At 56.9% G+C, this 12168-nt stretch carries 13 protein-coding genes and 1 pseudogene; 11 read left to right on the top strand and 3 right to left on the bottom strand.

Annotated elements, in window-relative coordinates; genetic code table 11:
- Positions 1-34: 34 nt before the first annotated feature.
- Positions 35-500: pseudogene (locus LDZ23_RS30525) on the bottom strand (site-specific integrase).
- Between the two features lie 33 nt (positions 501-533).
- On the opposite strand from LDZ23_RS30525, the gene LDZ23_RS35050 reads away from it, so the two are divergent.
- Complete coding sequence (locus tag LDZ23_RS35050) at positions 534-761, top strand: hypothetical protein (RefSeq protein WP_425306918.1); 228 nt, start codon at positions 534-536, stop codon at positions 759-761.
- Positions 762-911: 150 nt separating this feature from the next.
- The gene (locus tag LDZ23_RS30515; protein WP_244808722.1) at positions 912-2033 is read left to right on the top strand and encodes an NHL repeat-containing protein; all 1122 of its coding nucleotides are present in this window, start codon (positions 912-914) and stop codon (positions 2031-2033) included.
- A 132-nt stretch (positions 2034-2165) separates the two neighbouring features.
- Here LDZ23_RS30515 and LDZ23_RS30510 read toward each other — a convergent pair whose 3' ends face one another.
- Positions 2166-2309: a hypothetical protein gene (locus LDZ23_RS30510; RefSeq protein WP_244808721.1), complete on the bottom strand. Its 144-nt coding sequence runs from the start codon at positions 2307-2309 to the stop codon at positions 2166-2168.
- A gap of 542 nt (positions 2310-2851) precedes the next feature.
- Between LDZ23_RS30510 and LDZ23_RS30505 the strand changes: the two genes are divergently transcribed.
- Positions 2852-3313, top strand: coding sequence for a hypothetical protein (locus tag LDZ23_RS30505; protein WP_244808720.1), 462 nt, complete (start codon positions 2852-2854; stop codon positions 3311-3313).
- A gap of 160 nt (positions 3314-3473) precedes the next feature.
- Here the strand turns inward: LDZ23_RS30505 and LDZ23_RS30500 are convergent, their stop codons facing one another.
- Complete coding sequence (locus tag LDZ23_RS30500) at positions 3474-4400, bottom strand: LysR substrate-binding domain-containing protein (RefSeq protein ID WP_244808719.1); 927 nt, start codon at positions 4398-4400, stop codon at positions 3474-3476.
- Positions 4401-4605: 205 nt separating this feature from the next.
- Between LDZ23_RS30500 and LDZ23_RS35045 the strand changes: the two genes are divergently transcribed.
- The 8 genes from LDZ23_RS35045 (at position 4606) to LDZ23_RS30465 (ending at position 12164) form a co-directional block, all read left to right on the top strand.
- The gene (locus LDZ23_RS35045) at positions 4606-5085 is read left to right on the top strand and encodes an aminopeptidase P family N-terminal domain-containing protein (protein ID WP_425306926.1); all 480 of its coding nucleotides are present in this window, start codon (positions 4606-4608) and stop codon (positions 5083-5085) included.
- Positions 5000-6451, top strand: a complete 1452-nt coding sequence (istA, locus tag LDZ23_RS30495; protein ID WP_425306917.1) for an IS21 family transposase — start codon at positions 5000-5002, stop codon at positions 6449-6451. Before LDZ23_RS35045 ends, istA begins: the two co-directional genes overlap by 86 nt.
- Positions 6448-7266 (top strand): IS21-like element helper ATPase IstB, encoded by an 819-nt coding sequence (gene istB, locus LDZ23_RS30490; protein WP_033537271.1) that lies wholly within the window; start codon positions 6448-6450, stop codon positions 7264-7266. The genes istA and istB overlap by 4 nt, the downstream gene beginning before the upstream one ends.
- Before the next feature lie 128 nt (positions 7267-7394).
- Complete coding sequence (locus LDZ23_RS30485; RefSeq protein WP_244808718.1) at positions 7395-8291, top strand: M24 family metallopeptidase; 897 nt, start codon at positions 7395-7397, stop codon at positions 8289-8291.
- Between the two features lie 37 nt (positions 8292-8328).
- Complete coding sequence (locus LDZ23_RS30480) at positions 8329-9399, top strand: ABC transporter substrate-binding protein (protein WP_244808716.1); 1071 nt, start codon at positions 8329-8331, stop codon at positions 9397-9399.
- 215 nt (positions 9400-9614) lie between these two features.
- Complete coding sequence (locus LDZ23_RS30475; protein WP_244808714.1) at positions 9615-10265, top strand: ABC transporter permease; 651 nt, start codon at positions 9615-9617, stop codon at positions 10263-10265.
- On the top strand, positions 10258-11055 hold the full coding sequence (locus LDZ23_RS30470) for an ABC transporter permease (RefSeq protein ID WP_244808712.1): 798 nt from the start codon (positions 10258-10260) through the stop codon (positions 11053-11055). Before LDZ23_RS30475 ends, LDZ23_RS30470 begins: the two co-directional genes overlap by 8 nt.
- Entirely contained in the window at positions 11055-12164 is a 1110-nt protein-coding gene (locus tag LDZ23_RS30465; RefSeq protein ID WP_244808710.1) for an ABC transporter ATP-binding protein, read from the top strand. The genes LDZ23_RS30470 and LDZ23_RS30465 overlap by 1 nt, the downstream gene beginning before the upstream one ends.
- Positions 12165-12168: the final 4 nt, after the last annotated feature.

The following is a 12168-nucleotide window of genomic DNA, read 5'->3' as shown; positions in this document are numbered from 1 at the left end:
GCCGACAAGCAACACGCTCGCCGGCCGCCGGCTATCAAACCTCCGTCTGTTCAGCCATCTCGAGCGCATCGTCCACCTCGATCGCGAGGTATCGCACGGTGCTCTCAATTTTTGTGTGGCCTAACAGCAATTGGACAGCGCGCAGATTCTTGGTGCGTCGTTCATCGTGGGGTCGCGTCGATCGGACTCGATGACAGTGCGTACGGTACGCACACCGACGCTTCCGTGCGACGCATGGTGTTTTGCTGCATGAAAGTCGCGCGAGCTACGACATGACCTCCGACGAAGACGTCCTGCACTTGCAGTCGCGTCAGATTGCACACGCGAAGCTTGCTGTCGATTGCCAAGTTGAACAGCGCCAACTCACGAGCGTTGAACGACATCTAGAGCCTCGTCCGAATCGCCCAGATCTCACGGAGCTTCAATGGCGGCTTTTGACCGGTCAGCCTTCCCTTGTTCCAAGGCACCCGTTGTGCGCCGGGGGAATTAAGCGTTTCCATGACAACCTCCTCTTCAATGAAGGGAGATCGATCTTGCTCTTTCCGAAATGGTCACTGTCCGACCCGTTACTGCCCCTCAGTGTGCGCGCCTTCATGACCGGTATCCAAGCAGGATCAGCCAGCGAAGCAAGATGGGGCGCCGAACTCAAGGGTTTCAAGCGCCGCGGCGAAGCGCATGTTTCGCCGGGCGCGGCGTTCAAACCCATGCTGCGCAAAATCGATAACGACCGACTGTGCAATTGCTCGGTGGCGAAGCGCTGATATTCCGTAGTTAAACCGACACTGAGCTTATTGCCACGATTTTCCCCTTGCAATCCGTTTGGACCTAGCATAATTTTTTGGAAGTCCCACGCCCGTCTCGTCGGAGGAGTTCATCCGAAATCAGTCTTCTGAATCAGCGAGGAGCATGTCATGAATATGAACAAGCGTGCCGCGCATTTCATTACCTCCGTGGCAGTTTTCATAGCAGCGCAATTCACTCCGAGCGCACCAAACTTTGCACAGGCCGCCGACTCTCTTTATGTCGGAGACGCGGGCGATAACACGGTAAAGCGGTTCAACTTGCAGGGAGAATCTCTTGGTACATTCGTGAAATCGACCAACGGTTTGCATGGACCTATGGGATTCATTTTTAAAGCGAATGGCGACCTCATTGTTTCTGACCAAAATGTTGGCACCTCGGCCAATAGCGACATACTCGAATACGATCCGACCGGCCAACTCCTGAAAAAAGTCGTCTCCCATAACAATCCTAACTCTCCCGTAGCGTCCCGTGGATTGATCCTTTGGAAAGATCCCAAATCAAAACAAGACTTTATTTTCGTCTCGGACTTCACGACCGAGCCGAACCCAAGTAAGCCGCCGACTCCGGGCCGTCTTCTGAAATATACGGCTGATGGGCAATTCGTCGGCAGTTTTGTCCCGGATCTGCCGTTCGGTACGTGCACAACACCAACGCCTGGTACAACTGTTCCAGGCGAATTCCATCCGCGCGGACTTGTACTAGGTTCCGATGGCCTGCTTTATATTTCGAGTTACACCTGTACGGGCTCAGGGCTAAGAGGACAAGTGATTCGGTTCAACCCGCAAAAAGGCGTCTTTAAGGATGTCTTTGTTGACAGTGATCAGGATCTCAACCGTCCTGAAGGTTTGGTATTTGGGCCGGATGGAAACCTTTATATCACTAGCTTCCGCTCGAACGCGACGAAGGACACCATAGACAACGACAAAATCCTTGTGTTCCAAGGACCAACTGGCGGCAGTCCTGGTATGTATGTCGATGTAATCGGGCTTTATCCGGCCACTACGCCCGATAAGCCCCGCGTTTATGCGCAAGCGTTGCTATTCGGCCCCGGTGGAAAATTGTTCATCCCTATCTCAGGCAACGACCCTTCTCAAACCGGGAGTGTGCGCCGCTACGACGTGAGCACGAAGCTATTCGATGTTTTCGTACCCACTGGCACAGTGCACGCAGGGTGGTACCTCACATTCGGGAAAACAAATCCGAGCACGCTGGCCTACGGTTCGAAATGACGAGAATGAGGCGCGCGCCGTCGGAACAACGCGGGGACGGCGCGCACTAAGAATCTGAAGATCACCGAGCAGCGACATGAAGAAAAACGACCTCCGAAGTTGGAGGTCGTTCGAGTGGTGCTGCAAAATGCTTTAGCTGTATTCGGTCCCGCCCTTGCGGGTCAGGTAGTTCGCGGGCACCGACTTCCGGGACACGCGAGCGGTGTCCAGATCCATGTGCGTCCGCTCGACCGCCGGCACCATGACGATGCCTTCGCGAATGCGCTTGGCGCCCATCGTAGTCTTGCCGCCGGTTGCTCGCGCATCACCGCTTGGGAGAAGCGGCCGCGATACAACTTGTTTCCCGACGCATCGCGCCACACACGCCGCCTTGAGTTGACGCCGACCCACTTGGCGGCGGGTGTAGTTTGATTCTTCCGCCGACATTCGTGCCGGTTAGCCCCAAGGCCGCGCGGCGTCGGTTGACGACCCCACAGCCGGCAGCAGGTGAACGAAAAGCGGTCATCCGAACGGCCGCCTAAGGTTGAGGGCCAATGACGCTTCATGGCCGGAACGAGCCGGACGACTCGCCCCTTCGCCGCGCTCCGTCCACGAGTCTGCGCTTCGGCTCCTATCCCAATTTTGGTCTGACGGACGCGAAAGCCGCGCTCAGTGCTCTTTTTTGCTCCTATCCTTAAAGCGGCGGTCAGCACCATGGCGCGCTGTACCGCGCCTCCCAACACCGTGGCTCCGTTCTTTGGCCGGGCAGCAAGCCATTCGACCAAAGTCATTAACTCGAAGCTGGCGTTCGGAGAGGGCGTCCAACTGCAGGAGGTAACATGTTTCTGTGCTATCTGATTGACCCTGACAGACGCTGCATAACCAAGGTGAACGATGGGTTCGACCGTGCATCGGAGTTGACGGGCAGTGAGCACCCTGGACTCGCCGAATTGTGGACCGACTTTGCGGACTCGACGCTTGACATTGCATACTCGCCGGACGCAGATGAGCAGCCGTCGTTTCGCGTACGTCTTTTCTTTCGTGGAAAGACGATAGAGCAGGCAATCAGCGGAAAGGGCGTGTTGCTTGCCTGTGGCGAAATTCCTCCCGAAATCGCGCAACAAATACGGACGGCGAAAGCGGTCCAGAAAATGGTCGAGTTCTCACCGGCCGGCTATACAGCCGTTGATAGATGGTTGAAGGGTGGTTCCAGCGTGACGCGTGCGCCGGTTCGACGCGCGGAGTCTTCTGGCCATTTGCGCTTGCCGGAAGACCGTGACAAAGCATCTGGCAAGCGATGACGTCCGGACGCGGCAGGGCGGCCAACGCATTCCCCTCGTGGAGCGGTTGACTGGGAAGGGCTGGAAAAGCCCATGAGTTCGCTCGCACGACACCGACGCGTCACTTGGGCGGCAGCCCTGTTGTCCGCACTGACTGGACAACCTTGCACCTTTGACCTCTCTACCCTGGCAGTTCCCCATAGATCTCCTCGACTGCGCGCTGGACAGCCTTTCCACGTTTCAACGCCGTTTCGATGAATGCTTGCGCAAGCCTTGATGGTTCCGCGTGCTCGGGCATCAACATCGCGTATTCATAGGGGACCAACGGGTGTAGTGCCTTTAGTACAAGGCCGGGATGCTGGAATGCGACCGCGGTGAAAGGGTCGATGATGGCGATACCCAATCCCTCGTGCACGAGCATCGCGGCCTGCGCCGACATCATCGACTCAACGGACGAAAGCACTGAAACGCCCGCCCGGGCGAACGCGTCGTCGATGAGCCTACGCAACATGCTCTCGGACCCGAGCGAAATAATAGGTTCATCTGCGAGCAGCGCGGGAGTCAGGAAAGGTTCAGTTGAAAGCCTGTGGTTTTTCGGCACCATGCAGATGGCCGGCAAGGGCTGAAGGGTTTTAAGCCTCACACCGCTTTGATTTACGGGGAGCGCCGCGAACCCTACCTCAATTTGCCCGTTTGCTACCCATTGAGCCACGTCCGGCGAATTGCGCATGAGCGAGACGAGGCTAACGCCTTCGTGAGCGACCTTGAATTCGCGAATTATCGGAGGCAAAAACCCTAGGGCCAAGGCGGGCGAAGCTGCTATTCGCAAATGTCCTACGCGGAAGGTTGCTATGTCTTCCGCTCGCTTGGCAATCCATTCAAGCCCGGAAAACGCTTGCTCCACTTCCCGAAATAGCTGCCGGCCCTCAGCCGTGAGCTGGAAGCGCCGGGCGCGATCGAACAGTTTCAGGCCGACGGATTCCTCCATATCTGCGATGAGGCGGCTAACGGCGGGCTGTGAAATGAACAGACGCTCCGCAGCGCGCGATACGGAGCCAGTCTGGACGACGATGCGAAACGCTTCAACCTGCCTAAGAGAGAGGCGCATGTTACGGCCGCAAAGAAGAAACGCATCATTGTAGGCATAACATCAGTGAATAGCGACAGGAAAAAATGCGATTGGACATGATATTTTGACTGGCGAATTATGGCTTACAACGAAACCAGATAAGGATCCTGCCGTGACCCCAGCGCTGTATAAGAGACGAATCAGTGATCTGCAGGCCGAACTCGGGCGCCTCGGACTAGGTTGCATGGTCGTAATTAAGCCGGAGCACGTGCGTTACCTGTCCGGTTTTTGGGGCTATTCGACCCGCCCGGAATACGCCAGCCCCCGCCGTTTGGTGGCGCTGGTTGTACCCGCCAGTGGCCAACCAACGCTCATCGTGCCGAAAATCGAGTTCAACTTCGCTAGGCGCCGCACGTGGCTGACTGACGTGCGGCTGGGCAGCGACAATTGTTTTGGCCGGTCGTTGACGATCGTTTTGGCCGGTGGTGAGGAGTCGAAGGGCGGCGCAGTCGCCGTAGACGATGAGCCACCGGCGGCGCCAGGTCGACGGGCTTTAGGATGGACTGATCGAAGCTTGAAGAAGAAGCGGTCAGCTCATGTCTGGAACCCGCATTACCGACCAACAGGTTCATCTCTATATGAACAAGCGCAAACAGTACTCCCAGGAAGTCGCGGCCGCCAAGACCGGTATCAGCGTGCGTACGGCGCGCCGCATCGAACGTGACGCCACCTTGCCTTCTCAGAAACCACGGCAAACATGGCGGACCCGAGCTGATCCCTTCGTCGACGTATGGGAGAGCGAAGTCGTACCGCTGCTGCGCAACGCGCCCCACCTGATGGGCATCACGATCCTGCGCAAGCTGCAAGACGATCACCCGGGTTGCTATCCCGATAGCATGCGCCGCACGCTGGAACGGCGTATTCGCCAGTGGCGGGCGCTTGAAGGGCCTACGCAGGAGGTGTTCTTCCCCCAGGAGCATCAGCCCGGTGTGCGCGGTCTGTCAGACTTCACCGATATGAGCAAGCTTTGCGTGACGATCGGCGGTGCCCCATTCGGTCATCGGCTGTATCACTTCGTACTGGCGTTCTCGCGCTGGGAATACGCGAACGTTGTTGAGGGAGGCGAGAGTTTCGAGGCCCTCGCAGCGGGATTGCAGAACGCGCTGTGGCAGGCCGGCGGCTGCCCGCGCGAACATCGCTCTGACAGCCTGTCGGCTGCCTTCAAGAATCTGACAGAGCAGGAGGACTTCACGAAACGTTACTCAGCGCTGCTCGACCATTACGGCATGGAGGGCACGCGCAACAATCGGGGCCTGGGTCACGAGAACGGCAGCGTGGAGTCATCGCATCGGTATCTGAAGGAAGCGGTCGACCAGGCCTTGATGCTTCGCGGTCATCGCGACTTCGCTGACCGGCCCGCCTACGATGAATTCATCCGTGAGGTGGTGATGCGCCGGAACCGGCGCAACGCTGCGGCGTTTCGCATTGAGCGCGCACAGTTGCAGGATTTGCCCGTACGTCGCACTACTGACTTCGTCGAGGAAGAAGCACTCGTGACCCGCTGCAGCACATTCACCGTGCGCGGCATCCTATACAGCGCACCGTCACGCCTGATCGGCCATAGGCTAAAGGTGCGGATCTATGGTGACCGGCTCGACTGCTATCTGTCGGGCGCGCTGGTGCACAGTACGCCGCGAGGATCCCGTGCCGCCGATAACCGCCACGCGCTGGACTATCGTCACTTCATCGATTCTCTCAAGCGCAAGCCGCAGGCGTTCAGGGGGTTCGCGTTTCGCGACGCGCTGTTTCCCCGTGAAGCCTACCGACGGACCTGGGAGAAGCTGGAGACGCAACTGACGCAACGCCAGGCATGCAAGACGATCGTAGGGCTGCTCGAACTCGCAGGACATCACGGCGTTGAGGCGTTGCTGGCCGAGCGGCTCGAGGCCTTGCTCGAAGCAGGCGAACTGCCCGATCTGAAGCAGTTGCGCGATGAATTCGCGCCGCGTCAGGCCCAATGTCCCGAGGTCGTAGTCGAAATGCCGCCCGTCGCGGTCTATGACGAGCTTCTCGACAAGGTGGCAGCATGAACGCCCCTGCCCATGACAACGGCCGTCTGGCCTTGATGTTGAACGAGCTACGTCTGCCGACCATCGGCAGGTTATGGCCCGAGTTCGTTGAGCGCTCTGATAAGGAAGGCTGGCCGGCTACGCGATTGCTTGGGGCGCTGCTTGAGCACGAACTGGCCGAACGTGCCAAACGACGCATCGAGCGGCATCGTACCGAGTCACATCTTGATCCAACCAAGACGCTGGCCACCTTCGACTTCGGCATGGTGCCAATGGTCTCGAAAGCGCATGTCACGGCACTGGCGACCGGAGATTCGTGGCTGGAGAAAGGTGCCACGATTCTCCTGTTCGGGCCCCCCGGTGGCGGTAAAAGTCATTTAGGTTCAGCCATCGGACACGCTTTAATCGAAGCCGGCTATCGAGTGCTGTTCACACGCACGAGCGAGCTCGTCCAGAAACTCCAGGCTGCGCGTCAGAGCCTGCAGCTTCCATCCGCTCTCACGAAGCTTGATCGGTTTGATCTCATCATCCTGGACGACCTGTCGTACGCGCGTAAGGACCAGGCCGAAACCAGTGTGCTGTTCGAACTGATCGCCGAGAGGTATGAGCGTAAAAGTCTGCTCATAACGGCCAACCAGCCATTCTCGGGATGGAATGACGTGTTCCCCGACCCTGGCATGACGGTCGCAGCCATTGATCGGCTCGTCCATCACTCGACGATCTTCGAACTCAATGTTGAAAGCTATCGCCGTCGAAAGGCCAGCGACAAACAGAGCGCGCGCCGGCGACAATTACCCGACGACAATTACGATGGAGAAGCGACAACTATGAACTAGCCAGCGACAATTACACCCGTCGACCGGCCAGAATAGTTGTCGCTGACCGGCCGTGCCGCTTGACGCTGTCTATGCGGCATCACGTGGAATGGGCTCCGCGGCCAGGAGAGGTCTTCGGAGGCCTGGATTTGCTAAACCTTGTACTCAAAGAAAAGGGACTGAGCAGAGGTCGTGTTGGCGCGGAACTCGGCTTTATTTCGGCTCGACTCTTTTGGACCTTGCGCGAAACGTTTCCACAGTTCGAGTTCGAAGAGGCGTCGCGTGCGATCGAAGCACTTCGCGTAATCAAGTCACCGGAAGAAGTTGAAGTCATGCGGATCAGCGGCCGCATGGCGGTGGCTGAACTTGAAACGGAGCTAGCTGGCATCTGCGTCGGCGAGCGGGAGTATGAAATCGCAGAGCGCGGCCGAGCAACGGCAACGCGCCTCGCCGCCGAATACATTACCGCGCAAGAAGGGAGCTCGATGCATATCGAGCATCCATTAAACGATGGCCACCAAATCATTACGTCCAACGAGCGGCTGGACATGGTGCACGCATTGGCCTCAACTCGCGCGTTGACTGACGGGGACGTCCTGACGCTCGACTTTTGTCGCATTCCGCAGCTCTACGGATATCGCATCGGCTTCTCGCGCAACGCCGCCTTGCGTGAACTGTCGGCCCGTGAACAGGAGATGTATGACATCGTTAATTACGCGTACGACGCCGCTCTAGCCGTGTTGAAACCGGGCCTACCCGCTGAAGGTCCGGACTTGGTAGCGCGAGGAATATTAGAGAAAGAAGGGATGGTGGACAGCTTCGTGCATCGCACCGGACGCGGCGTCGGCCTCGAGGCCGTCGAAGGGCCCGAAATCGCAGCGGGCGACACCACGATCTTGCAGCCGGGCATGGTTGTTACTGTTGAGCCAAGCGTCTACTACCAAGGCTTTGCGGTGCACGTCGAGGATACCTACCTGATCACTCACGACGGGTACGAGTGTCTGACCGACTGTCCTCGGGAAATCAGGATCATCCCGACGCGTTAGTGTGCGACGACGGTCTTTGATAAACAAAGGAAATTTTATGAAATTCTTGCATCTATTGAATCGCTCAACCAAGGCTGCAGCGTTGGCGTTGGCGTTGGCGTTGGCGTTGGCGATTTGCGCGATGTCCACAACGTCAGCTTTCGCTCAGTCAAAAACGGTCGTCTTCGCAGGGTTTGGCGGCGATCTCGAAAAAGCACAGCGGCAAGTCTACTTTGATTCCTTCGAAAAAGAGACAGGCATCAAGGTCATAGACGTTCCAGACTCCGACTTAACCAAGCTGAAGGTCATGGTCGACACTGGTAATCCGCAGTGGGACGTTGTGCAGGCGCTTGGCATGTGGATCCCGCAAGGAAAGCGGCTGAACTTATGGAGCAAGCTCGATTTCAATGTGGTCAATAAGCAGGGCGTTCCGCCGGTTTTAATAGACGATTACTCCATCGGCAACTCAACTTACGGCATGGTACTCGCGTACAACGCGAAAGCTGTCAAGGGCGATGCGCCGACGACGTGGCAAAGCTTATGGGACATCAAGGGCCATCCTGGCGCTCGCGGAATGTTTGATGGGCCGCGCTACACGCTGGAGGCCGCACTGCTTGCCGATGGTGTCCCACCTAACAAGCTCTATCCGCTCGACGTCGATCGTGCGTTCAAGTCCCTCGACAAGATCAAGAACGACGTCGCGGTATGGTGGAAGCAATGGCCACAGGTGCCCGTGCTGCTTGCGTCTCGTGAGTTGACGATGTCGCTTACCTCCAACATAAGAATCAATCTTGTGAAGAAGGCTGAAGGCGCACCGTTGAATATGTCGTGGAACCAGTCGTTGATGACGGTCGATTATCTCGCTGTACCGCGTGGAGCGAAGAATAGCGAGAATGCCATGAAACTGATCCAGTGGATGAATGATCCCAAGCGCCAAGCCGAACTTGCCAAGATCTCAGGGATTGGTCCTGGCAACACTGATGCATTGAAGTTTTTGACCGACAGCGAAAAAGCGGATCTGGCCTCGTACCATTATCAGAAGGGTGAGATGGTTTTGTTCAACAACGCTTGGTGGGCGGATCACGAGCAGGCGCTTACGCAGCGGTGGGATCAATGGAAATTGCAATGATGTCGAGGAGGGCGAGCCCTCGCAAACCCCGAAATCCATCTGTATGGCTCTTGTTGCCGGGGGTCGTGTTGCTGGTCGGGGCCTTCATTGGACCTATTTGTATCTTGCTGTCCCGGAGCATATTCGACCCTGGCTTCACGTTGCGCCATTACGTGCAAATATTTAGCACGCCGGCATATCTGCGAGTCGTCTGGAATAGTATCGATATCGCACTTGTGTCCACCGTCATCTGTCTTGCCGCGGGCTACCCGACAGCCTATGTGTTGTCACGGATGCGCGGAACGATGCGCGTGATGCTGCTCTGCATGGTGCTTCTGCCGTTCTGGACAAATATCCTTGTGCGTGTCTATGCATGGATAGTCGTGCTTCAGTCGCATGGAGCTATCAATCAATTCTTGATGGGCACGCTCGGAATCATAGATCACCCGCTGAAGTTAGTGTTCAACTACACCGGTGTGATTATCGGCATGGTGCATTACCTACTGCCGCCGACAATACTGATCCTCGACAGCACAATGCGGTCCGTCGACCAACGACTTGTGCTAGCCGCTCAAAGTCTGGGGGCGACGCCGCGGCGTGCATTCTTTCGAGTCTTCGTTCCAATGACATTGCCGGGTATCCGCGCTGCGGCTGTGTTGATCTTCATTATGGGTCTGGGATTTTTTGTTACGCCGGCACTTCTAGGTGGACGTCAGCAATTAACGATGTCGATGCTGATCAACCAGGATTTCACCGAAACTGTGGATTGGAGCTTTGGATCCGCGCTTTCAGTTGTTCTGCTTGCTTTGACTCTAGCTGGACTGTTCGTTTACTACAGGATGCAGAGAAAAGCTGGAACCCGGCCCAACGGAGGTCTCCATGCATAACGCAACACAGGATCTTGGCCTGTTTAGCAAGACAGTCGCAGGGCTCACTATCGTGTTCCTTCTGATGCCGCTTGTGGTCGTCATTCCCATATCGTTCGGCGCGTCCTCTCTCATGACATTTCCGCCGCACAATTATTCGCTTCGCTGGTACCGCCTGCTTGTAGAAGACAGCCGCTGGCTGAGCGCGACAGTGACGAGTCTCCAACTTGGAATCACTGTCGCGTTCATCTCCACGGTGCTAGCGACGATGACAGCCATCGGCATGTTTCGCTACAGAGGGCCCGCAAAGGCCGTGTTGCAGGCGCTCGTAATGTCGCCACTAGTCGTGCCCGTAATCATCATTGGCGTTGCATTGTTTTACTTGTTTTCTCTCTTAGGAATGACCGGAACGTTGTCTGCGCTGATCTGCGCACACACGCTCTTGACATTCCCCTATGGCGTTGTCGTGATTAACGCGGCACTCGAGCGTTTCGATACACGCCTGGAGCAAGCAGCGATGAGCATGGGTGCGAATCCGGTCCGCACATTGTGGCGTGTGACCTTGCCGGCCATCCGTCCGTCCATTGTTGTGGCTGCGCTGTTCGCGTTTCTCATTTCGTTCGACGAAGTGGTGATGGCGGTGCTGCTTTCTAGTCCAATGACGCTGACCATTCCAAAGCAGATGTGGAATGGGATCCGCTTCGATCTAACACCAGTTATTGCGGCGGTTTCGACCGTACTACTTGGATTCTCCTCCGCATTGGTAGCGATTGCCGAGGCAGTCCGCCGTCGATCGCAAGGAAATACATAATGAACAAGCACAGCACACTATCCGGATCACAACGCCGTTCCGCCTCGCTCAAACTGGTCAATTTAAGAAAGCAGTTCGGCGAAGTCGTCGCGATTGACGATGTCTCGCTCGACGTCTCGGCTGGCGAGTTCGTAACATTGCTAGGTGCTAGCGGCTCAGGGAAATCGACGACCTTGATGGCCGTTGCCGGTTTCGTCGAAGCGACGAGCGGCGAAGTTCTGATTAACGGTGAAGGTCAGAGCAGTCAGCCTCCGCACAAGCGCGATATTGGACTGGTCTTTCAGCATTACGCGCTTTTCCCGCACTTGTCAGTCGAGAAGAACGTCGCATTCCCGCTCGAGATGCGTGGGTTGGCGAAGTCGCAGATCAACGAACGCGTTAGGCGAGCACTAGATCTCGTTAAACTGGGCAGCCTGGGCGCACGCAAGCCATCGGAGATGAGCGGGGGCCAACAGCAACGAGTCGCGCTGGCGCGTGCTCTCGTCTATGAACCATCAATTCTGTTGCTTGATGAGCCGCTTGGTGCGCTTGACAAGAGTCTGCGCGAAGAAATGCAGTGGGAGATTCGCCGGATACAACAATCGCTCGCAATCACCACGGTCGCGGTCACACATGATCAACATGAGGCAATTACGATGTCCGACCGCATCGCGGTCATGCGGAATGGCCGGATCGAGCAGTTCGGTACGCCAGCCGACATATATGAGCGTCCTCGTTCGCGTTATATCGCGGAGTTCATGGGTTCCTCGAATTTTCTGCGCGGAACGGTAGAGCACGGCGCCGATGGGGGCCGTCTACGCTTGGGCAGGGATACGGCTGTTCCGCTAGCGCCGAGTGCCGGTACTTCACCTGGAAAAAGCATGGATCTTGTTATTAGACCTGAGCGCGTCCGTTGCACGCCGACAGCTGAAAATCCGGATGCTATCCCCGGCGCGATCACAGGGATCACCTATGTAGGCGAGGCCTGGCAAATCTCTGTAAAGCTGGATTCTGGTGGATTGCTGACGGCATCACATGCGAACGACGGCGAACTTGGATTTTCGCCGGGGGATCGCGTTGCGATCGACCTTGGAAAGCATCCATGGTGGGCCGTCCCGCTAGAGAGCTGAACTC

It is taken from the genome of Caballeronia zhejiangensis, assembly GCF_022879815.1.
Taxonomy (GTDB): domain Bacteria; phylum Pseudomonadota; class Gammaproteobacteria; order Burkholderiales; family Burkholderiaceae; genus Caballeronia; species Caballeronia zhejiangensis.
This window is presented reverse-complemented; position numbering and strand designations above follow the sequence as displayed.

What these genes read in the sequence shown, in the direction of transcription:
- LDZ23_RS30515 (WP_244808722.1), top strand. Translation starts at nt 912, where the DNA reads ATGAATATGAACAAGCGTGCCGCGCATTTCATTACCTCCGTGGCAGTT.
- LDZ23_RS30510 (WP_244808721.1), bottom strand. Translation starts at nt 2,309, where the DNA reads ATGGGCGCCAAGCGCATTCGCGAAGGCATCGTCATGGTGCCGGCGGTC.
- LDZ23_RS30505 (WP_244808720.1), top strand. Translation starts at nt 2,852, where the DNA reads ATGTTTCTGTGCTATCTGATTGACCCTGACAGACGCTGCATAACCAAG.
- LDZ23_RS30500 (WP_244808719.1), bottom strand. Translation starts at nt 4,400, where the DNA reads ATGCGCCTCTCTCTTAGGCAGGTTGAAGCGTTTCGCATCGTCGTCCAG.
- LDZ23_RS35045 (WP_425306926.1), top strand. Translation starts at nt 4,606, where the DNA reads ATGGTCGTAATTAAGCCGGAGCACGTGCGTTACCTGTCCGGTTTTTGG.
- istA (WP_425306917.1), top strand. Translation starts at nt 5,000, where the DNA reads ATGAACAAGCGCAAACAGTACTCCCAGGAAGTCGCGGCCGCCAAGACC.
- istB (WP_033537271.1), top strand. Translation starts at nt 6,448, where the DNA reads ATGAACGCCCCTGCCCATGACAACGGCCGTCTGGCCTTGATGTTGAAC.
- LDZ23_RS30480 (WP_244808716.1), top strand. Translation starts at nt 8,329, where the DNA reads ATGAAATTCTTGCATCTATTGAATCGCTCAACCAAGGCTGCAGCGTTG.
- LDZ23_RS30470 (WP_244808712.1), top strand. Translation starts at nt 10,258, where the DNA reads ATGCATAACGCAACACAGGATCTTGGCCTGTTTAGCAAGACAGTCGCA.
- LDZ23_RS30465 (WP_244808710.1), top strand. Translation starts at nt 11,055, where the DNA reads ATGAACAAGCACAGCACACTATCCGGATCACAACGCCGTTCCGCCTCG.